This window comes from Streptomyces sp. NPDC002130 (assembly GCF_040296465.1).
In the GTDB taxonomy this organism is placed as follows: domain Bacteria; phylum Actinomycetota; class Actinomycetes; order Streptomycetales; family Streptomycetaceae; genus Streptomyces.
This window is the reverse complement of the sequence record NZ_JBEOXI010000001.1, coordinates 13,696-35,099: the sequence shown is the minus strand read 5'-3', so window position 1 is coordinate 35,099 and position 21,404 is coordinate 13,696. Positions and strand designations below refer to the sequence as shown.

16 protein-coding genes are annotated in these 21,404 nt (G+C 70.0%); 8 read left to right on the top strand and 8 right to left on the bottom strand.

The genetic code is table 11. The annotated features are described in order from the left end of the window. The first annotated feature begins 194 nt into the window (after nt 1–194). Nucleotides 195–455 carry a WXG100 family type VII secretion target gene (locus ABT116_RS00160; RefSeq protein WP_097218954.1) on the top strand — a complete coding sequence of 87 codons (261 nt, stop codon included), beginning with the start codon at nt 195–197 and terminating at the stop codon, nt 453–455. Nucleotides 456–617: 162 nt separating this feature from the next. Here ABT116_RS00160 and ABT116_RS00155 read toward each other — a convergent pair whose 3' ends face one another. Then, a complete protein-coding gene (locus tag ABT116_RS00155; protein WP_351625544.1) occupies nt 618–929 on the bottom strand; it encodes a hypothetical protein in 312 nt (103 codons plus the stop codon). A gap of 174 nt (nt 930–1,103) precedes the next feature. Here ABT116_RS00155 and ABT116_RS00150 point away from each other — a divergent pair, with 174 nt between their 5' ends. From ABT116_RS00150 to ABT116_RS00140, 3 genes are all read left to right on the top strand, one after another. Beyond that, the gene (locus ABT116_RS00150) at nt 1,104–1,436 is read left to right on the top strand and encodes an SAV_915 family protein (RefSeq protein ID WP_351625541.1); all 333 of its coding nucleotides are present in this window, start codon (nt 1,104–1,106) and stop codon (nt 1,434–1,436) included. 34 nt (nt 1,437–1,470) lie between these two features. Then, complete coding sequence (locus tag ABT116_RS00145; RefSeq protein WP_351625538.1) at nt 1,471–2,859, top strand: hypothetical protein; 1,389 nt, start codon at nt 1,471–1,473, stop codon at nt 2,857–2,859. Nucleotides 2,860–3,006: 147 nt separating this feature from the next. Continuing rightward, a complete protein-coding gene (locus ABT116_RS00140) occupies nt 3,007–3,486 on the top strand; it encodes a DUF3592 domain-containing protein (protein ID WP_351625535.1) in 480 nt (159 codons plus the stop codon). Nucleotides 3,487–3,540: 54 nt separating this feature from the next. Here the strand turns inward: ABT116_RS00140 and ABT116_RS00135 are convergent, their stop codons facing one another. Further along, complete coding sequence (locus ABT116_RS00135) at nt 3,541–8,022, bottom strand: type VII secretion EssC family protein (RefSeq protein ID WP_351625525.1); 4,482 nt, start codon at nt 8,020–8,022, stop codon at nt 3,541–3,543. Between the two features lie 98 nt (nt 8,023–8,120). Continuing rightward, nucleotides 8,121–10,568 carry a serine/threonine-protein kinase gene (locus ABT116_RS00130; protein ID WP_351625523.1) on the bottom strand — a complete coding sequence of 816 codons (2,448 nt, stop codon included), beginning with the start codon at nt 10,566–10,568 and terminating at the stop codon, nt 8,121–8,123. A gap of 108 nt (nt 10,569–10,676) precedes the next feature. Between ABT116_RS00130 and ABT116_RS00125 the strand changes: the two genes are divergently transcribed. After that, on the top strand, nt 10,677–11,345 hold the full coding sequence (locus ABT116_RS00125; protein WP_351625520.1) for a hypothetical protein: 669 nt from the start codon (nt 10,677–10,679) through the stop codon (nt 11,343–11,345). On the opposite strand, the gene ABT116_RS00120 is transcribed toward ABT116_RS00125, so the two are convergent. Continuing rightward, nucleotides 11,260–13,206, bottom strand: coding sequence for a serine/threonine-protein kinase (locus ABT116_RS00120; RefSeq protein WP_351625518.1), 1,947 nt, complete (start codon nt 13,204–13,206; stop codon nt 11,260–11,262). The genes ABT116_RS00125 and ABT116_RS00120 overlap by 86 nt on opposite strands. Before the next feature lie 93 nt (nt 13,207–13,299). Then, nucleotides 13,300–14,148 carry a menaquinone biosynthetic enzyme MqnA/MqnD family protein gene (locus ABT116_RS00115; RefSeq protein ID WP_351625515.1) on the bottom strand — a complete coding sequence of 283 codons (849 nt, stop codon included), beginning with the start codon at nt 14,146–14,148 and terminating at the stop codon, nt 13,300–13,302. A gap of 322 nt (nt 14,149–14,470) precedes the next feature. On the opposite strand from ABT116_RS00115, the gene ABT116_RS00110 reads away from it, so the two are divergent. From ABT116_RS00110 to ABT116_RS00100, 3 genes are all read left to right on the top strand, one after another. Further along, entirely contained in the window at nt 14,471–14,674 is a 204-nt protein-coding gene (locus tag ABT116_RS00110) for a cold-shock protein (RefSeq protein WP_003992177.1), read from the top strand. A gap of 110 nt (nt 14,675–14,784) precedes the next feature. After that, nucleotides 14,785–15,039, top strand: a complete 255-nt coding sequence (locus ABT116_RS00105; RefSeq protein ID WP_351625512.1) for a glycine zipper domain-containing protein — start codon at nt 14,785–14,787, stop codon at nt 15,037–15,039. A gap of 138 nt (nt 15,040–15,177) precedes the next feature. Continuing rightward, complete coding sequence (locus tag ABT116_RS00100) at nt 15,178–15,828, top strand: class I SAM-dependent methyltransferase (protein ID WP_351625509.1); 651 nt, start codon at nt 15,178–15,180, stop codon at nt 15,826–15,828. Between the two features lie 133 nt (nt 15,829–15,961). Here the strand turns inward: ABT116_RS00100 and kstD are convergent, their stop codons facing one another. The 3 genes from kstD to ABT116_RS00085 form a co-directional block, all read right to left on the bottom strand. After that, complete coding sequence (gene kstD / locus ABT116_RS00095) at nt 15,962–17,734, bottom strand: 3-oxosteroid 1-dehydrogenase (RefSeq protein ID WP_351625507.1); 1,773 nt, start codon at nt 17,732–17,734, stop codon at nt 15,962–15,964. A gap of 289 nt (nt 17,735–18,023) precedes the next feature. After that, nucleotides 18,024–19,145 carry a sugar ABC transporter substrate-binding protein gene (locus ABT116_RS00090; RefSeq protein WP_351625504.1) on the bottom strand — a complete coding sequence of 374 codons (1,122 nt, stop codon included), beginning with the start codon at nt 19,143–19,145 and terminating at the stop codon, nt 18,024–18,026. Between the two features lie 107 nt (nt 19,146–19,252). Continuing rightward, nucleotides 19,253–21,172 carry an AMP-dependent synthetase/ligase gene (locus ABT116_RS00085; protein WP_351625502.1) on the bottom strand — a complete coding sequence of 640 codons (1,920 nt, stop codon included), beginning with the start codon at nt 21,170–21,172 and terminating at the stop codon, nt 19,253–19,255. Nucleotides 21,173–21,404 lie beyond the last annotated feature (232 nt).

Sequence of the window (21,404 nt, the reverse complement as noted above, 5' to 3'; positions counted from 1 at the left end):
CCCGCTGTCCCAGGGGCCCCAGCATACTGGCGCTGCGTGTAGACCTTCCCGGGGATCCAGGCGCAGGCCAACACCACTTGTTCACATGAAACCCCCATCTCCGAAGGTGCTGGACGGCAGCTACATCTGGTGCGGTAGCGTCCGTTGTTGCAAACGGATAGTCCGTTTACGTGTGTGACACGGGGAGGATCGCCATGGATCGCGGTGCAGATCTCACTCAGCTTCGGGAGCTGTCCAAGCTCTTCGGCAAGAAGGCCACCGACCTCCAGGGCCTCATCAAGGCGCTGGAGTCTGCCACCAGCCACAGCTCTGGTTACTGGAAGGGCCCCAAGGCCGACCGCTTCCGGAACGACTGGCACGACATCAAGCCGACGTTCGACAAGTGGGTCGACACGCTGAACGACGCCAGCAAGTCGGCCAACACCAGCGCGGACAACATCGAGCGCGCCACCTGAGCCGACGCCGATCGCGCGGACATCGGAGCCTGCCGGGGCATTCCTTCGAGGTCATCGAACCTCGGACGGGGTGCCCCCGGCGGCGTTTGGGCGGCCCCCAAGGGGAAGACGGCGGAAGCCTCCAGGAGGCTGGCCCTGCGGTCCAGCCCGCGCATCCGAAGCTCATGTGCCCTTGTTGTACGCCCTCGCCTCACTCGGCGAAACCTTCTCGGGTTCGCTGCGGATGGCCGCGTCGATGACGGGGAGCAGCCTGTCGACCTGCTCACCCAGCTTCCTGTGCCGTCCCTCCAGTTCCCTGTGCCATGCTCGCGCGTTCTTCCCGACCCAAACCCTGTCGCCGCCGATCTCTTCGGTCGGGTCCTTGAGCGCCTTCCTGAGACTTTCCACCTCCTTGGCCAGGTCGCTCCGCAGCCGTTCGAGGTCCGCCTTCCGGGGATTGGGGACCTTGGCCTCCGAATCTGCCACGATACTCATTCCCTCTTTCATCAATTTCTGGCCGACGAATGCTCACGGTACCAGCGATCTCCGACCATGCTGTAGTGAATCCTCCGCGAGGTGACGGGCCGGAAACGTCAACTCCGTGCACCCTTTTAATCCGCTAGGAGGTCACTTTTGCTCGGTCACTCCATCAGCTCATAATCTGCGGCTATGCCCTCAACCGAAACGGCACAGAACGCCCCCGAGGCCCTCGTATTGCCCACCATGACCGAGGTGACTCAGGGCCCTGACGGGACACCGCTCAGCGACGGCACCGCGGACGTCGTCCTCGTACCCATGGCAGGTGAAGGGGGCGAGGAGCAGCTCGTGGCTCTGGCTTTCACATCCGTCCCCGCGCTGGTCGAGGCCATAGGAGAAAAGCAACCCTGGGTCATCATCCCCACTCGGCAGGTACGGGAGACACTCAGCGGGTCGGGCGCTGTAGCAGTACTGATCGACCCTCAACTGGCCGATAGCACGGATGGGGGTTCCGCCAGTGGTTGACCCTAACTTCTCCGGAATCAATCCGGACAACCTCATGAAGACGATCAAGCACCTTGAGTCCAGCAGTAAGAAGCTCCATGGTGCCAAATCTTCCTATGCCGGCAGACTCCAGAAATTCGGACTCGAAACAACCCATCTGACGGAAATCGGAAAGATCGCTGGATGGGTTGATGACGAGTTGCCCATGCTTCGACGCCGTCAGGCGCTCGCCGCGGCGATGGAGTTGGATCAAAAGGGGATTCAGAAGCTCGGCACCATGGTGCAGCTTCGCGAGCCCATCGCGACGATAGGTGAGGCGCGCAGTGCTGGAAAGAAGCTCGCGGAGGACGTGAACAAGGCGGCTCAGCTGGATCGGAGCAAAGCAGGGCCTGAATTCCACCGCCTCGCCGAGGAACTGGCGAAGCACAAGGGTGATCCCGACTTTGCTTCGGCGTTCTACGCCAAGATGGAACCAGACCTCGTCAAGAACCTGCCGGTGACAGTCGCGGCGGCGAACGCCCCATCAGCCAAGGACGACGTGAAGGTCTTCGGGTCCGCGTTCACCACGGCGGTCAATGCTGAAACACCCGCACCGGGCTTCGACAAGAAGGCCGCGCTCTTCCATGGACAGTTCACGAAGGACGAGCCCACGGCCGTCTTCAACCGGGCACTCATGCAGGGAGACGACCCGGATCTCTGGGACCTCGCCTGGAAGCACACGCAGATCGCCGCGAGGAAGCTGCTCGACCCGGCAGACACGTGGTCCGACAGTGCCGGTCTGCTCGCCAGCGTGATCGGTGTGCAGTCGAAGTACGCCAGCCACTTCTGGGAGAAGGCGCAGAGATTCTCTGGTGAAGCAGCTAACTTGAAGCAGCAGCGCCTTGATGCCATGAGCAAGGCTCAGAAGCGAGAACTCAAGAACGCCACCAGTCGGGCCGCAAGGACTTCGGCCAAGTCTGCGCGGGAGGCGGAACGCATCCTTGCGAAGTACGGCATGGGCTCGTTCTCCCGACTCATGGAGGCCTCGGTTGCTGACGGCGGAAGCTGGTTGATCAACAAGGTTCCGGGCCTCGAGCCGCCCAGCACAACTTCCCTCTGGGGCCGCACCCTCCGAACAGGCGGGAAGCTACCTCTGGCCGGAAGCCTCCTCACTATTGGCGCCATCGGCTGGGACATCAACAACGGTGAGGAGAAAGACGTCGCCGTCGCGGCAAATGTCGGCGGCATGGCGGCCGGAATGGCTGGAACGTGGGGTGGCACGGTAGCAGTTGCACTCTGTGGAGGCCCGGTCGGCTGGGGAATCGCAGCAGGTGTCGTAGCGGGATTCGGCGTCGGCTACGCCTCCTCCTATATCATCAAGACGGAGACTGGCAGGAAGGCCGTCAACGCAGTTACTGGAACCGCGTCAAGTGTCAAGAATACGGTGGGCGGATGGTTCTCGTAGGACTACGGAAGCATGACTAGGAAAAGAAGGAGACGCCCTGCGGAGCAGTACCAACTTCCGCCTCATGTCAGGTCACGCCAGGAAGCCGCCAAGGCAAGGTCCTGGAAGCCGCAGCCGCAGCTCCCTCAACTCCGCGTGGTTTTGGCCGTGTTCTTCCTGTTCTTGCTGTGCGTCGGGATGGTTCTCGCCCTCGTGCTCCCGTCGCGTTCCCTGGTTCAGGACCTGCGTTCCCGTGGGGTGAGTGCCGCTGCCACGGTCGTCGGTGTCGACTCGAAGCCGAAGTACGTGAAGGTTCGTCTTGTAAGCGGTCCCAAAACAGGCACCGAGGTCAAGCTCTGGGACTACGCCGGGATGCTTCCCGAAACGCAAGCGGGCGCTTCCATCATCGTGATGTATGACCCGGAGGACCCTTCCCGAATCCTCGCCAGAAGTTGGGTGGAGGACCCGCCGGCCAACGTGCCGGCCTACGGCACTTCGGCTCTGGCCGTTGTCTTCCTCGGCCTCACCACGGCGGTGGTCTGGCGTCGTCTCTGGATCCTCCGTACGTTCGGACCGGAGGAACCGCCCGCCTCGTCGACGGTTGGCGCAAAGCCGGGTGACAAGGCCGTTCGCGACCCGAAGCCCTAGCCCAATCGACGCTGTGGGGGCTCAACGCTCACTGAGCGGGAGCCCCCAAGCGGTCTACGCGTTCATCACAGCCTGCACCGGCACAAACGCCCCGCCCGCCACGAACAACCCGCTCCCCGCTGCCCCACCACCGCTGTTCGCAGGAAGTCGGATGCCGAACAGCTCTCCGTCCGAGGAGCTCTGCGGCGTCAGCAGCAGGCCGTTTCGGGACTTGCGGGCCTCGACCGCGAAGCCACGGTACTGGCCGGACAGTGAGTCCGTCGTGCCGGCGGCGAGCAGGCCCACGCCGCCGTCGGCTCCCTTGCGGATGACCCCTTCCAGCGGCTCGTCCAGCGGTGCGTCGTAGAGGAGTTCGGCGTCGTCGACCACAACGACGTACGGCCGTCCGTCCAGCTGGTCCTGGATCTCCTCCAGGTCGTCACCCGAGCTATCGGCATTGAGCATGCCGAGAACACCCTCTCGCCCCTCAAGGTCCCGTAGCGGGGACCGGCGAGGCGTGATGACCACAAGGGGCGTTCCTGCTTGCAAGAGCGACTCGGCAGCGCACAGCAGTGCCGTCGAGCGGCCGGACTTCGGCGGGCCCGCGATGACGAAGCCGGGGCCGTTCTCCTCCAGGTCGACACCGATGGGGTGGAGTTCGTCGCCGCCCACGGCGAGCAGCGCCCACAGAGGCGACGGCGGGACGAAGTCCGGGTCCAGAGCCATTGCCTCCGGTGCAGTGATGCGTGTCGGCAGGGCGTCGACCCGCAGGGGGCGGCGGCCCGCCGGTACGCGGCCATGGCGGGTTCGCGCCTCTTCCGCGATCTCGCGGAGCGCACGGACCTGGGCCTGGCCGGCGGGGTCCTGCGCCAGCAGACCGATCTGGGTCTCGTCCACGCCCGTGTCCGTGATGCGCAGGGCGCGTCCGGGCGGCATGTTCTTCGGAACCTCGCGGGCCTGCAGACCTGCTGTGGAGTAGTCGTTCGGGTCGGCGAAGCGCATGACGAGGCGGTCGGAGAAGGCCGAGGAGACGTGACCGCTGAGGCCACTGCGGTCGGCCGTCATGACGACCTTCAGGCCCGCTGCCGAACCCTCGCGGAAGAGTCTCTGGGCCGCTTCCAGCAGCTGACCGTAGTTGTAGTTCTCGAAGGTCGACGCGAAGCCCTCCCAGCTGTCCAGGAGGAGGACCATCCAGGGCAGGCGCTCCTCGGGGTCAGCTCCAGCGCGCTGTTCCGCCGCGCTCGACGCGCCCTCCATCGCCAGGAGTTGCTGGCGACGGGCGACCTCCACCTGCAGGCGCTGAATCAGCCGGCGCACGCGGTCCGGCTCGTCTCGGGTCACGACGGCGCCCACGTGGGGAAGGCGGACCAGAGGCAGCAGGGCGTTCGAGCCGCAGTCGATGGCGTAGACGTGCACGTCGAGCGGGGAGGTGTTGCGGGCCAGTGAGCCGGCAAGGGTACGCAGCGCCGTCGAGCGGCCGGAGCGCGCACCGCCGAGCAGCAGGGTGTGCTCGCCGTGCACCAAGTCCAGGGACACCGGCATACGGCTCTGCTTCGCCGGCAGGTCGACCAGGCCGTACGGGATCGGGGCCACGTCGTCGCCCGGGGTGGCGACCGGTGTGTCGCCGTACCCGGACAGTTCGTCGAGCGTGACGGACTCCGCCAGCGGCGGCAGCCACGGGCTGCGCTGCTCACCGAATCCCATCCGCTGCGCGCCTTCGCGTACGGCGTCGACGAGGACCGCCAGGTCGGTGACCATCGTGCCGTCGTCCTCGGCCTCCTCCCGCTTGGGCAGCGGGCGGGCGTAGGCGTTCCAGGGCAGCGGGATCAGCGTGGCCTTCGGGCCCGTCCGGCCCGTGGCGGGGCGGCGGCCACCGATACGGGCCGACTGCACTCCGACCAGGGACTGGGCACCCGAACGGACGTACATCCGACCTGGCGTCGACTTGGCGATCGCGCCCGAGTCCGGAGCGTCGATGACGTCCATCGACTCGGAGGCGTCCGTCACTCGCAGGGCGATGCGGAGGTTGGTGTTGGCGCGGATGTCCGCGCTCACCACACCCGCGGGACGCTGCGTCGCGAGGATCAGGTGCACACCGAGGGAGCGCCCTCGGCGTGCGATGTCGACGAGTCCCGCGATGAAGTCCGGCAGTTCCGCCACGAGGGAGGCGAACTCGTCGATGACGAGGACCAGCCGTGGCATCGGCTCCAGTTCGGGACGAAGCTTGCGGGTGTCGTTGTAGTCCTCGATGTCTTTGGCGGCGGCGTCGAAGAGGATCCGTTCCCGGCGGTGCAGCTCGGCCGCGAGAGAGGCGAGGGCCCGCTCGGTCAGGTGGGCGTCGAGGTCGCTGACCATGCCGACGGTGTGCGGCAGGCGGGCGCAGTCCATGAACGCGCTGCCGCCCTTGTAGTCGATGAGGACGTAGTTGAGGGCGTCGGGACGGTTCGCCACTGCCAGCGAGGCGATGATCGTCTGCAGGAGTTCCGACTTGCCGGCACCCGTCGTACCGGCGACCAGCGCGTGCGGCCCGTCCCGGCGGATGTCCAGGACGAAAGCGCCGTCGGCGGCGAGGCCGATGGGTGCGGACGTCGTCGAACCGCCCGCCTGCCAGATGCGTTCCACGTCGGTGCCCGCCGGGTTGGGCATGTTCAGCAGGTTCAGCAGCCGGGCCGAGGTGGGCAGTGCGGAATCGGCGTCGTCGCGACTGACATCGCGGACGGGGGCGAGGGAGCGGGCCAGGAGTTCGCACCATTCGTACGGAACCTGGTCGGCCAGGACATCACCGATGGCCTCCAGGCCGTAGCCACGCACCCGGACATGGTGGGCCGCGTCCGGCGACCACGCCACGACGGCCTTGCACTCCTCGGGGAGCAGCCGCTCGTCCTCGTCGATGCAGAGGGCGAAGATGCCGTACTGCGGTCCCTCGGTGAGGAGTTGCGGGACGCCGGGTACGCGACGCAGCAGCCGTGCCCCGTCGAGGACCAGGAGCACGTTGGCGTCCGGATACAGCTGGCCCGTCATGTTGTGCTGCTCACGGGCCGCCTTGCGTCGAGCCAGCTCGTTGAGAAGTTCGTTGACCCGGCGGCTGATGCCCTCCGAGTCGAAACCGACCAGGGCGACGCAGTCCTGCCCCTCGTCAGGGTTGGTGTGCGGCAGCCAGTGCGCCCAGTGCCACTCGGCGCCGGCGGCGGGCGTAGCGGCAAGGGAAACCAGTGACAGGTCGCGGGGGCTGTGCAACACGGCGGCCTGCACGCTCAGCCAGCGAGCGGTGGCGAGGGCACGGGCTCGGTCGCCCGCGATGCCGACCACTCCGAGCCGGGCGAAGGGCAGGGTGACAGGGACGTCGGGAAGGACCGGGGGCTCCGGGGGCTCCTCGTCGTGCGACGAGCCGCCACGCGCGAAGACGAGTTCGACGTCGGAGGGCAGGGCGCCGAGACCGATACGCAGCTGCATCGCGTCCGGGTCGGTGAGCCGGCGTTCCCAGAGACGCCGGCGGGGGCCGGTCGCGAAGAGCAGGATCTCTGCCGGGTCGGGGTTGTCCTCGCGGCGGGCGCGCTGCTCTTCCTTGCTGAGGGTGACGAGTTCGGACTCGTGAGCCGCGAGGTCCTTCCTGTACTGCTTGAGGGACGTCTTGTGCTTCTTCTTCCCCTCGCGGTTCTCACTGATCCACTGGCCCAGCATCATGAGCGGGCTCATCAGGCAGAACAGCAGCATGTAGATCTGCTTGGTGAAGAAGTACATGGCCAGCCCGAACAGCATGGGCATGAACGCCATGATGAACTGGAAACGAGCCCGTTCCCCCTTGCTGGGCGGTACCGGCACGGCCAGCCGCCGCCGAGGCCGCAGCGGCGACAGCCGAGGGGGGCGGTTGTAGGCGAGGCCGCCTTCGCTCATCAGGGACAGGTGCGCGTCCGGCTCGGCCACTTTGTCGAGGACCAGCAGCGAGTCACCCACCCGTACGACACCGCCGAGCGGCCAGGGTGCCCCGGCCGTCACCGCGTCGTCGTTCAGCTGGACACCGGCCCCGGCTTCCGAGGTGAGGGTGACGTTGCCCTGGAGGTCGATGGTCAGCCGGAGGGCGACCGGCGGCAGTGAGGTGTCCGGCAGGGGGAGGGAACAGGTCGGCGCCGATCCGGCGGTGGCCGCGCCGACGCCCAGCCGGACCACGCGCCCCGAGCCGGGACCGCCCGCCACCCGCAGTTCGTACTGCCCGACCGGCTCGCCCTTGCGCAGCAGCGGGCCTATCGAGCGGTCGACGGAGACGCGCATGCCGTCCCGCAGGACGCCGGCCGCCGGTGCCGCGGGATCGCACAGCTCACCGTCTGCCCACAGAGCCGGCGCACCGGCAACCGCCGTTCCGTAGCCGGGTAGCGAAGACAGTGAGGTCCCGGGCATGGCCACGACGTTCCCTGACCCCACAGCCTGCGGGTCGACGGTTCGTCCGACGGCCTGCGCCAGCACCTCCGCGACATCGCCTGCCGTGGCGGTGTCGTCGGCGGTGACGACGACGTCCTCCGGCTCACCGCCTTCGCGTACGACCGTGACCAGCATCCGCATGATGGTCATCCTCCCCGTCGGCCCCTGTGGCCACGTTCGTTAACTTCAGCTAACGGAGACTATGGCAGCCCCCGGCATCGCACCTCAGCGCCCCGGCGTCACACCGCCGGCATCGCGTAGATCTCCGGCCCGTTCGTCACCAACAGTCGGTTTCCTGCCGTTGCCAACTGCCACGGGGCACCGGAGTCCTTGTCGTCCGTCCAGGTCCAACGCACCGTGCCGGTCTTGGCCTCGAGGGCGATGACGCCTCCTGACAGTGGCCCGGCGGCGCAGTACAGCGTCGTGCCGACCCTCACGAACGTCCCTGGCCCGCCGCGGTTCTGGTCCTCGCAGAGCCAGATCCGCCGGTGCGTCTTGACGTCGACGGCCCAGATCCCGCGGTCGTAGTCGCTGACGTAGAGCACACCGTCGATGACGGCCGGGTTGTTGAAGCCGCGGCGGCCCGCGGGGGAGAGCGTCCAGCGGGTGCGGCCGGTCTCCGCGTCGACCGCCGTCAGCTTCTCGCCGGGCAGGAAGACGAGGCCGTTCGCGACCGTGGGCTGCCAGGCCCAGTCGTCACCGATCTTCTGCGTCCACAACTGGTCACCGGTCGCGGTGTCGCGCACGGTGAGGTTGTGGTTGGAGTCCGCGTAGACGAGGTACTTGCCGGAGACGGTGCCCTGGACGTCGTAGTCCCTCGTGCCCCAGTCGCGGTGCTGCAGCCACACCTGCTTCCCGGTGCTGTGGCTGATCGCGGCGATGGCGGTGCGGTAGTCGGTGGCGCTCTTGGCCTGTGCGTAGTCGGTTGCCGTGACGTACACGTTCTTGTCGTCGATGGCGATGGTGCTCTCGATGCCGAGTTTCTTGCCGAGGCGGCTGCGCCAAACCTCCTCGCCGGTCTTCACGTCCCGCGCGACGAGGACTCCCTCGACGCCGCTGTCGGCGAGGAACACGTTGCCGTCGTGGAACAGAAGCGGGGAGCCGGGGGCGCAGACGTCGGGCTTCGACCAGCGGGCTTCACTGGTCTTCACGTCGTACGCCACCAGAGGGTCGCCGCTGATCAGGAGCAGGCCGTCATGGATGAGGAGCGGTACGTCAGTGGTGGTGCTGTCCTCCGCCGCTGTCTCGTGCCACAGGGGTTGGGGGGCGACTCCCGCCGGCGGGGTGGTGAAGTTCTCCTCGACGGGCCGGGCGGAACCGGCGCCGTTCGTGCCGGTCGCCCCGTCCGTGGTGTCGCCGTCCCGGCCGAGCCACCAGGCGGCGGCGCCGCCCGCCAGCGCCACGGCGCCGGCACCGCCGAGCGCGAGACCGAGGACGCGGCGGCGGGCGGGGCCGGTGGCGGTGGAAACGGTGGAGGCCGGCCCCGAGTCAACGGGCTGTCCGTGAGCGCCGTGGCCCGGCGGGGGTGTTCCGTACCCGGGAGTGGGAAGGCCGCCCGGCGGTGTGGCGTAGCCGGGGAGCGTTCCGTACCCGGGGGTGGGAAGGCCACCGGGTGGTGTGGCGTAGCCGGGGACCGGCGTTCCCTGGGCGGCAGCCGCGGGGGTGCCCCCGTATCCCGGAGCCTGCGGATACCCGTAACCCGGGGTCGGTGTACCTGGTGACTGCGGTGTCCCGTTCGTCATCGCCGGTGCGGGCCCGAAGGACGCGGCGGCCGCGGGCTGAGCCTGCTGCGGTGCCTCCAGGTCCAGGATGCCGGCCGCATGCGTGGCGATCGTCGAGGCCACCGCCGACGGCAGCCAGTCGCTGAGGACGCCCTCGACGCCTTGCGGGGCGAGTGCCGCCACGATCTCGGGCGGTACCGGCCGATCCGCCGGGTCCTTCGCGAGGCATGCGCGGACAAGGCCCAGCAGTTGCTGCGGTACGCCCTCGAGATCGGGTTCGCCGTGCACGACCTGATACAGCAACGAGGCGTGCGAGACGGCTCCATGGCCGAAGGTGCCCCGGCCGGTCGCGGCGAACGCGAGTACGGCGCCCAGCGAGAAGACATCACTCGCCGTGCCGATGTCCCCGCCCAGCGCCTGCTCCGGTGACATGTAGCCGGGTGAGCCGACCACGACTCCCGTCTGCGTCATACGGTTTCCGTCCACCGCCCGCGCGATTCCGAAGTCGATGACGCGCGGACCGTCTGCCGCCAGCAGGACGTTCGACGGCTTCATGTCGCGGTGGATCAGTCCGGCCGCGTGCACCTCTTGGAGGGCAGCGGCGAGGCCGGCGGCCAGCGCCCGGACGGTGTGCTCCGGCAGCGCGCCGTGCGCGGCGACCACGTCCGTGAGGTCCGGGCCGAGCACGTACGACGTCGCCAGCCAGGGCAGCGGCGCGTCCGGGTCGGCGTCCACGACCGGGGCGGTGAAGCGGCCGGAGACGGCCTTGGCTATCTCGACTTCGTGCCGGAAGCGGTCGCGGAAGTCGCCGTCCGCGGCGAGATCAGGACGTACGACCTTCACTGCGACGGTACGGCCACCGGGTGAACGGGCGAGGTACACACGGCCCATGCCGCCGACACCGAGTCTTCGCAGAAGCCGGTAAGTGCCCAACTCCACTGGATCGTCCGGCTGCAGTGTCTCCATGGTGGGCCTTTCCAGCGTTACGCGATGTGGCGCGTCAGTCGCGTCTGATGGTGTTCGCTATCGCAGACACAGTAGTGAGCGCCTGAACAGGGTGGAGGGCTAGGGGCCATGAGCGGAACGTCGGCGAAACCGAAGCGGAGGAAGGCGGCCGGGCCCGCCCTGCGGTACGAGCACAGGCCAGGGCGTCCGCCGTCCCGCAGCCGGGTGAAGACCAGTGTCGGAGACCGTCTGTTCGGCTGCATGGTGCTGCCCGGCTTCGTCGTGCTGATCATGCCACTGGTCCTCTTCGACATGTACTGGGGCCACGAGCTCTGGGGCGACTTCGCTTCCAAGTGGCCCGGCGGGGCGTACGCCTTCGCCGCCTTTGTCGGTGTCCTGGTACCCCTGGTCTTCCTCGCCTGGGTGTGGCCGTTGACCCGGATGAAGTGGAAGGCCGGCAAGGGCCGTTCGCTGGCCTGGGCGGCCGCGTCTCTGCCCGGACTGGCGGCGGGGTACCTGGTCGCCGGGGTGATCGCGACGACCGTACGGCCCAAGCGGCGTCGGAACTGGGACGGTGACTGCTTCAGCGAGGGCGGCCCCTGCTGGGTGCACGCGCACTACCCGTGGCTGTGGGCCGTCGGCCTCATGGCCACCCTCAGCGCGGCCGCCTTGTTGATCACCCTGTTCCTGAAGTACGGCGGCCGGTCGGGCTCTATCGAACCCTCGACATCCGAGCCTGCGGCCGCCCCGACTCCTCGCTCTGCGACCGGTACTGGAGGTCATCTCCCACCGGCTTGAGGTGCACGGTCGTCTTCGCGGGGTTGCAGCCGCTGTGGTTGGTCTTCGCTCCGACCGACGTCGCGACGATCTCCTTCTTCGTCACCTGCTTCAGGGTGAGTACGTCGACGCAGACCCCGCCGATCGGGTCGGTCTGGCGGAGCTTGCCCAACTCCTTTCCTACGGTGGCCTGTTCGACCGTGATGCGGAACGTGCCGAGGGGGAGCCTGCCGTCGAGGGCGACGCCCTGGCCCTCCCAGGTGCCGAGGTACGCCGCGGGCACCGCACCGGACGGGGCGGAGCTCGCCTCCGCCGCCGGGGGCGAGTCGGAGCCACTGCTCGAGCCCGCGTCGTCGTGGTCGCCACCCCGGTCCGGCAGCAGGTCGAACACGAACACCGACCCGATCGTCACGGCCGCCATAGCCCCCGCGACCGCCAGGGCCACGGAGCAGCTGAGCCTCCGCACCCGCCCGCCGCCCTCCGGCGTGGAGGTCGCCGCGACGGAGACCGTGACCTTGCCCGGGCGGCGCCCGGAGGTCGGGGTGGCGGCGGCATCCTCCGTGAACGGCTCGTCGTTCGCCGTGCGGGCCGGCAGCCCCGTGTCCTGCGGGTGGTCGCCGTCCCGGGGCTCGGGTACGGCCGAGTCCTGGGGTGCCGGTGCGTGCCGGGCGACGGCGGCCTCCATCGCGTCGGGGTTGCGATCGCCCAATTCCGCCCGCAGCACTCCCTGTGCGCTTGCCGCCGCATCGGCTTCCGCGGCGTCTTCGGGTGCCAGTGCCCGCAGCGCTCCCCGCGCCCCTGCCGTCACAGAGGTGGCGGGCGGAACAGGGGGCGCCGGCGGGGCGGGCGACTGCATCGGCGGCGGTGGTCCGAACGTCCCGAGCGCCTGTCCCCCTGCCCCTTCCCGCTCCCCCACCGAAGGGCTGCTGAAGCCGACCGGCCCCGACGGTCCCCCGGCTCCCGGCCCCGCTCCCTCTCCCGCCCCCGTCACCTCCAGATTCAGCAACTGCACGGCACTGCGGCTCACCTGCTCCACCAGCGCCCCGGGCAGCCACCCGCCCGTCACCAGCCGGACCGCGCCCTCGGGGGCCAGGCGGCGGGCCAGCTCCGCGGGGGCGGGGCGGGCGCCCGGGTCCTTTGCGAGGCACGCCGCCGTCAGGCGCCGCAACTCGCCCTCCAGCAGACCGAGTTCCGGCTCCTCGTGGACGACCTTGTAGAGCAGGGCGGCGGAGGAGTCGCCGGGGAAGGGCGGTTCGCCGGTCGCCGCGTACGCGAGGACCGCGCCCAGGGAGAAGACGTCGGCCGCGCCCGTGACGCCCTTGCCCAGGATCTGCTCGGGGGACATGTAGCCGGGCGAGCCGATGGACACGCCGGTGGAGGTGAGGGACGCGGTGCCATTCGTGGCCCGGGCGATCCCGAAGTCGATCAGCAGGGGGCCGTCGAGGGTCAGCAGCACGTTCGACGGCTTCACGTCCCGGTGCACCAGCCCCAGCTCGTGCACCGCCGCCAGCGCCTCGGCCAGTCCCGCCCCGAGGGCCCGTACGGTGTGGGCCGGCAGGGGTCCGCCGTCGGCGATCGCGGCCGACAGCGACGGACCGGCCGCGTACGCCGTCGCCACCCACGGCACCCGCGCCCCCGGGTCGGCGTCGAGGACGGGTGCCGTCCAGGCGCCGCCCACCCGGCGCGCGGCCTCGACCTCGCGGCGGAAACGGGCCCGGAACTCCTCGTCCAGCGCGAAGTGCGGGTGCACCATCTTCACGGCGACCGTACGGCCGCCGGCGCTGCGGCCCAGGTAGACCCGGCCCATGCCGCCGGAGCCCAGCCGGCCCAGCAGCCGGTAGGGCCCGACGACGGTGGGTTCGTCGACGTCGAGCGGCCGCATGGGCGTCACCCCTCCCCCGAAGGCAAGCGGGGACGTCCCCGGTCCCGGTGCGCCTGCACTCTCCAGCAGAGTAGTGCGGGAGCACCGTCCCGCTCACGGCTGGAGCAGGTCCACCTTCACGTCGGCGGGGAAACCGGTCGTCGGGCCGACCCGTCGCGCGAACTCGGCGACCGCGGCCAGCTGCGGGTCGCCGAAACGGAAGTCGAGGGTGGTGAAGTAGCGGGCCAGGGTCTCCTCGTCGAAGGCCTCCCAGCGGGCGGCCTGCTCGGCGACCTTGCCGACCTCCTCCAGGGAGAGGTTGCGGGAGTCGAGGAAGGCCTCGTGCACCCGGCGGGTGATGACCGGCTCGCGCTCCAGGTAGTCGCGGCGGGCCGCCCAGACCGCGAAGACGAACGGCAGGCCCGTCCACTCCTTCCACAGCGCGCCGAGGTCGTGCACCTCCAGGCCGAAACGCGGCCCGTCGAGCATGTTCGCCCGCAGTGCCGCGTCGCCGATGAGGACGGCGGCGTCGGCCTCCCGCATCATCAGGCTGAGGTCGGGCGGGCAGGTGTAGTAGTCCGGCTGGACGCCGTAGCGCTCGGCGAGGAGCAGCTGGGCGAGGCGGACGGAGGTGCGGGAGGTCGACCCGAGGGCGACGCGGGCGCCGTCCAGACGGTCCAGCGGGACCTGCGAGACGATCACGCAGGACATGACCGGGCCGTCGCAGCCGACGGCGATGTCGGGGAAGGCGACCAGATCGTCGGCGTGCCGGAGGAACTCGACGAGGGTGATCGGACCGATGTCGAGTTCGCCCTGCACCAGCTTCTCGCTGAGCTTCTCCGGGGTGTCCTTGGAGAGCTCGAAGTCGAGGAGCGTGCCCGTTCTCGCGAGCCCCCAGTACAAGGGCAGGCAGTTCAGGAACTGGATGTGGCCGACACGCGGCCGGGTGCGAGGATTGTCCACATCGTGAGGCTAGCCCTCACGGCGTACGGACCGGCGCGCGACCCCGCCCTCGGGGTGCGAGCCCGTTGCGGGCGCCCTCTCCGCCAGTCGGCGGAGGGTTGTTCAAACATTCGGGTGACGTGATCTTGACCCCTATTGCATTCCGGGGCCTGCGTGCTAGGCTCGTCGCAAGTTGCAGTTTGGTTTCCCTTGCAGTACAGAGCCTGCGGAGCATGTGACCGCGGGCTCTCGTCATTCTCAGACATATGCACTTGTGCGGAATTCATCTTCACACTTGCTGGTTCTGGAGCAGGGCAACCCTTTTGAAGCCCAAGGAGGGCTTATGGCTACCGGAACCGTGAAGTGGTTCAACGCCGAAAAGGGCTTTGGTTTCATCGCCCAGGAGGGCGGCGGCCCCGACGTCTTCGTCCACTACTCCGCGATCAACGCGAGTGGCTTCCGCTCGCTCGAGGAGAACCAGCAGGTGTCTTTCGACGTCACGCAGGGTCCGAAGGGCCCGCAGGCTGAGAACGTCACGCCGGTCTGATTTGTAGTACCCAAGGAGCCCCGCGCCGCAAGGCGACGGGGCTCCTGCCCTTTCCGGCCCCTTCCGTCCGATGAATTCCCGGCGAATTCCGGCCGTGGGACGCTGGGCCGATGCGGAAAGATCAGGAGAACAGTGCGGGGGCCGGCGGTGCTCCCGCCGACAAGTCCCTCGCCACGAGCCTGTCGGTCGGCCTGTCCCTGGGCACGGCCATAGGTCTTGTGCTCGGCATGACCGTCTTCGACAACCTCGCCCTGGGCCTGGCCCTGGGCCTCGGCTTCGGCACGGCGATCGGAGCGGGGGCGGGTATGGGCGCCGGGCGGGGCCGCCCCCGAGGGACGACGACACCGCCCCGGGCCACTCCCTGACGACACCGCCCCGGGCCGCTCCCCAAGGACAACGCCGCGCCCCGCCCCGCCCCCGAAGGACGACACCGGGCCGGGCCGGCCCGAAGGCCCGGCGCCGCCCCACCCCCCGAAGCAGACGCCGCGCTAGTGTCTGCGGCCATGACCGACGCCGACTTCGTGACCGAGACCCGCACCTTCTACGACACCGTCGCCGAGGAGTACGCCGTCCACTTCGCCGGCCTGCGCCCGGGGACGCCCTTGGACCGGGGCGTGCTGTACGGCTTCGCGGAGCTCGTGGGTGAGGGTGGCGAGGTCGCGGACCTGGGGTGCGGGCCCGGGCGGGTGACGGCGTACCTGGCGTCCCGGGGACTGTCGGTGTTCGGGCTCGACCTGTCGGAGTCGATGCTCGCGATCGCCCGCCGCGAGCACCCGGGCCTGCGGTTCGTGCGGGGCTCGATGCTGGAGCTGGACCTGCCGGACGGCTCGCTCGACGGTGTCGTGTCCTGGTACTCGATCATCCACACGCCCGAGGAGCACCTGCCCGCCCTCTTCGCCGGTTTCCACCGCGTCCTGCGCCCCGGCGGCCATCTGCTGCTCGGCTTCCAGTGCGGTGACGAGCCCCGCCGCTACGAGGAGGCCTTCGGCCACCCGGTCTCCCTGACCTTCCGCCGGCGCCGGCCGGAGCACGTCGCCGCCCTGCTGGGCACCGCCGGCTTCACCGTCCGCGCCACGACGGTGAGGGAGCCGGACGAGGCACAGGGCGAGCCGGTCGCCCAGGCGAGCCTCGTGGCCCGCAAGCCGGCGGAGTGAGCCGCCCGGGGCGTCGCCGTGACCCCACGCGCGATGCCCCGGAGCCCCGCCACCGGCCACGGATGCCCCCAGGCGCACCGCGACCGGCTAACGCTCAGCCCTCGGACCGCCCTCCGACCGGAAACCGCACGGACTAGAGCACCCCCGCGGCATCCCTCGCCGCGATGTACCCGAACGTCATCGCCGGGCCGATCGTCGACCCCGCGCCCGCGTAGCTGTGGCCCATCACGGCCGCGCTCGCGTTTCCCGCCGCGTACAGGCCCGGGATCACCGAGCCGTCCTCCCGCAGCACCCGGGCCCGGGCGTCCGTGCGGAGGCCGCCCTTGGTGCCGAGGTCGCCGGGGACGATGCGGAAGGCGTGGTACGGGGGGAGCCAGAGGGGCGCCAGACACGAGTTGGGCAGGACCGACGGGTCCGTGTAGTAGTGGTCGTAGGCGCTGTCGCCCCGGTGGAAGTCGGGGTCCTCGCCTTGGAGCGCCTGGGCGTTGAAGCGGTTCACGCTGGTGCGCAGGGCCGCCGCCGGGACGCCGATCGAGGCCGCCAGCGCGTCCAGGGTCCACTCCTTGTGCGCGGCCCCGGAGTCGTACCAGGCGTCGGGGAAGGGCAGGGTCGGCAGGACGTCCTTGAAGAGGTACCGGTTGCGGTAGTTCTGGTCGGTGATCAGCCAGGACGGGATCGCCTCGTGCTCGTCGTACATGGTGTGCACGACGTCGCTGTAGGGCGCGGCCTCGTTGACGAAGCGCCGGCCGGCGCCGTTCACCAGCAGCCCGCCGGGCAGGGTGCGTTCGGCGAGGCAGAAGTAGGGCTGTCCGGGGATCGGGATCGCCGGGCCCCACCAGGCGTCGTCCATCAGGTCGAGCGCGGCGCCCAGCCGCTCCCCCGCGCGGATGCCGTCGCCGGTGTTCTCCTTCGCCCCGACGGTCCACTCCGTGCCGATGGGCTGCCGCTGGAAGCGCTGCCGCATCGCCGCGTTGTGCTCGAAGCCGCCCGAGCCGACGATCACGCCCCGGCGGGCGCGGAGCAGTCCGGGGGCGCCGTCGCGGGTGACGACGGCGCCCGTCACCCTGCCGTTCTCGACGTGCAGGTCCGTCAGCGGCGTGTTCAGCCAGACCGGGACCCCGGCCGAGCGCAGGCCCGCCCGCAGGCCCGCCGCCAGCGCCTGGCCCATCGTCAGGGGCTTCTGCCCGAGCGTCGCCGCCTTCGCGCCGCGGGCGAGACACTGGGCGGCGACCGCCGCGCCCCGGGCGTTCACGGCGGCCAGGGCGACCCACTTGTAGTCGGCGCTGAAGACGACCATGCCGGCGGGGACGTCCATGTACGGCGGGTTGAGGTGCGCGAGCTCGGCGCCCAGGAGGTTGCCGTCGAGCTGGTCGGGCTCGATGGAGCGGCCGTTCGGCAGGCCGCCGGGCAGCTCGGGGTAGTAGTCGCTGTAGCCCTCCATCCAGCGGAACCGGAGGGGGCTGTTCGCCATGACGAAGGAGATCGTGGCCGGGCCGTGGGTCAGGAAGGCGCGCTGCCGGTCCGCGGGGACGTCCGGGCCGACGACCGCGGCGAGGTAGGCGGCGGCCTTCGCCGGGGTGTCCGGGACCCCGGCCGCGAGGATCACGGAGTTGTTGGGGATCCAGATCCCGGCACCGGAGCGGGCGGCCGAGCCGCCGAAGGTCGGGGCCTTCTCCACGACGACGCAGCTCAGGCCCTGGCGGGCGGCCGTCAGCGCCGCGGTCATGCCGGCGGCGCCGGAGCCGACGACGACGACGTCGTACGTGCCGAGCGGGGGTAAGTCGGCCGCCCGGGCGCCTGGTTGAACTCCCGCGGCGACCGCGAGACCGGCACCGGCCGCTCCGGCCAGCAGTCGTCTTCGGGACGGGGCTCCGGCGGTGCCCGGGGTGTCCGTGCGTGTGGTCATGGCCGCTCCAGCCCGACGAGAACGCGAAAGGGGTGGGGAATGTCGCGCGGCGCTCTCACGAAGTCAAGACCCACGCGTCACCCACTACGGGTCCGCCACCCGGAGCCGAGGCCACGCGCCGCCACCACCCGAACCCTGCGGCGGGGCAACGCCTTCTTTCAGGGGCGCGGGGAACTGCGCGATCAGCCACCGGCAGCCCGCAGCCGCCGACGAGGAGGAACCCGCAACCCGGATCCGACGACCACACGCGCCCGGCACCCGAAGCCGACGGCCACACGCGTTGCGTCCGCTACTCGAGGCCGATGGCCGCGCAGTCCGCCTTGTACTCGGAGGTGCAGATGTCCTTGACGGTGTACACGCCGTCGGTGATCACCGTTTCCTTGATGTTGTCCTTGGTGAGGGCGACCACCGGCACCAGCATCGCCGGGATGTTCTTCTGCGTCGGGCTGTCGACCGTCTCCCGGGTCAGCGCGGCGAACTCGATGTCCCGGCCCTGGACCTTGGCCACGGCGATCTTCGCGGCGTTGGTCGCCTCCAGCAGGAAGGACTTGTACACGGTCATGTACTGCTCGCCGGAGACGACCCGCTGCACCGCGTCGAGGTTGGCGTCCTGCCCGGTGACCGGCGGCATCTTGGTGGCCCCGGCCTCCTGCAACGCCTCGATGACGGCGCCCGCCATGCCGTCGTTGGCCGAGTAGACGGCGGCGATGTCGTTCAGCCCGACCTTCTGGATCGCCTTCTTCATGTTGGCCTTGGCGATCGCGGGCTTCCACTCCTTGGTGTCGTACTGCGCGACGATGTTCACCTGGCCCTGGAGTTCGCCCAGCGCGCCCTCCTTGAACCGTGCCGTGTTCGGGTCGCCGGGATCGCCGTTCATCATGACGACCTTGCTCTTCTCGGCCTTGTCGCCGAGTTCCCCGACGATGGCGCGGCCCTGCACCTGGCCGACGAGTTCGTTGTCGTGGGAGACGTAGGCGTCGATGGGGCCCTCGGCGAGCCGGTCGTAGGCGATGACCGGGATGCCGGCGTCCTTGGCCTTCTGCACGTCGGTGGCGATGCTCTTGGAGTTCAGCGCGTCGACGAGGATGACGTCCACCTTGTCGGCGATCATCTTCCGGAACTGCTCGCTCTGTCTGGCCACGCTGGCCTCGGCGTTGGCGTAGCGGACCGTGCCCTTGTTCTCCGTGAGGGACGCGACCTCCTGCTTGATCAGCGGGTAGTCGAACTTCTCGAAGCGTGCCGTGTCCCGGTCGGGCAGCAGGAGGCCCACCGTGATGTCGTTGCCCTTCTTGGCGGCGGCGTCGTCACTCCCGCCGCCGCCGCAGGCGGCGAGGGACAGGGCCGACAGGGAGACCGCCAGGGCGATGGAGACGCGCCGCACGGCGGCCTGACGGGTGTTACGCGGTATCACTGGTGGTGCCTTCCGATGGGGGGAGCATCGTGACGAGGTGGTCGAAAGCCAACGGGCACACGCCGTGCGTCGTCAAGAACCACGTGTGAAGACATCGCAAAGGTGACTCACCGGGTGTACAGACCCTCCACTTCCGAGGCGAACGCGCGCAGCACGGCCTCCCGGCGGAGCTTCATCGACGGGGTCAGATGGCCCGCCTCCTCCGTGAAGTCCTCGGGGAGGATGACGAAGCGGCGGATCGACTCCGGGCGGGAGACCATCTTGTTGGCCTCGTCGACGGCGCGTTGCAGGACGGCCCGCAGCTCCTCGTCGTCGACGAGGAGGGTGGCCGGTACGGGGTGTTTGCCGTTCATCTGGCGCCAGTGGGTGATGCCCTCCGGGTCGAGGGTGATCAGGGCCGAGACGAAGGGCCGGCCGTCGCCCAGGACCAGGCACTGGGAGATCAGCGGGTGCGAGCGCAGCCAGTTCTCCAGCGGGGCCGGGGCGACGGACTTGCCGCCGGCGGTGATCAGCAGTTCCTTCTTGCGGCCGGTGATCGTCAGGTAGCCCTCGTCGTCCAGTTCGCCGAGGTCGCCGGTGGCGAGCCAGCCGTCGGGGGCGGCGGGGACGACGCCGCCGGCCTGCGGGTCCCAGTAGCCGCGCAGGACGTGGCCGCCGCCGACGAGGATCTCCCCGTCGGTGGCGATGCGGACGCGGGTGCCGGGCAGCGGCCAGCCGACGGTGCCGAGCCGGGGTTTCAGGGGCGGGGTGACGGTGCTCGCGCCGGTGGTCTCCGTCAGGCCGTAGCCCTCGAAGATCTCGATGCCGGCACCGGCGTAGAACGCGGCGAGGCGGCGGCCGAGCGGGGAGCCGCCGCAGATGGCGTAGCGGACTCTGCCGCCCATGGCGTTGCGGAGGCGGCGGTAGACCAAGGGGTCGTAGAAGGCGCGGGCGGCCTTGAGGGCCCGGGAGGGGCCGGGTCCGGTGCCCGTCTGCTGGGCCTCCAGGGCCTCTCCGTAGCGCTGCGCCACGGCCGCCGCGCGGTCGAACGACGAGGCCCGGCCGCCCGCCTCGGCTTTGGCGCGGGCCGAGTTGAAGACCTTCTCCAGCATGTACGGGATGGCGATCAGGCAGGTCGGCCGGAAGCCGGCCAGGTCCGGCAGCAGGCGGTCGGCCTTGATGCTCGGCGCGTGGCCGAGCCGGACGCGGGCCCGGATGCAGGCGATGGCCACCATGCGGCCGAAGATGTGGGACATCGGCAGGAACAGCAGGACGGAGGCCTCTTCGCTGGTCTTGGCCCGGAAGACGGGGTAGAGCAGCTCGATGGCGTTGTCGACCTCGGCGAAGAAGTTGCCGTGGGTGAGCGCGCAGCCCTTGGGGCGGCCCGTGGTGCCCGAGGTGTAGACGAGGGTGGCGAGGGTGTCGGGGCCGAGCATGCCGCGGCGCACCTCGACCTCCTGGTCGGGCAGGTGTGCCCCGGCTTCCGCGAGCCGGTTCACGTGGCCCTTCTCCACGACCCACATGTGCTGGAGGTCGGGCAGCCGCTCCCGCTCGGGGCCGAGGGCGGCGGCCTGTGCGGCGGTCTCGGTGACCAGGGCGACCGCGCCGGAGTCCTGGAGGATCCAGCGGGCCTGGAAGACGGAGGAGGTGGGGTAGACGGGGACGGTGACCAGTCCGGCCGCCCAGGCGGCGAAGTCCAGGACGGTCCACTCGTAGATGGTGCGGGCCATCACGGCGATCCGGTCGCCCGGCATCAGGCCCTCGGCGATCAGGCCCTTCGCCACGGCCCTCACCTGGTCGGCGAACTGCGCCGCCGTGACGTCGCCCCAGGTGCCGTCGGCGCCCTTGCGGCTGAGTGCCACGGCATCCGGGTGCGCGCTCGCGTTGTCGAACGGCAGGTCGGCGAGCGACCCGTGGGCCCACGGCGGGGCCAGCGGCGGGACGGAGGCCTCCCGTACCGCCCCGTCCAGCCGCCGCACCTCGGGCTCGACGAGCCTCGGCCCTCCGTACGCGTCGCCGTAGGCGGAGGAGGGATACGCAGTGGACACGGGCGGCTCCTGGGGCGTGCAGCGAGGGACTGCTTGCTGCATGACGTACGTGCCTCGCACGCCGAGGCGCTCAACCGGCTCAATCCCCCCTGAGAGGTCCTTAAGGGGTTACTGACGGTAGGAACGGGATCGTACGGCGCTCACGTGGCGGGTTTGTGCGGGTTCGGGGATGGTCCGGAGCCGGGCCTGTGCAATGTCGGGGGTTACGTGAGGGCCTGTCAGGTTCTGCGGG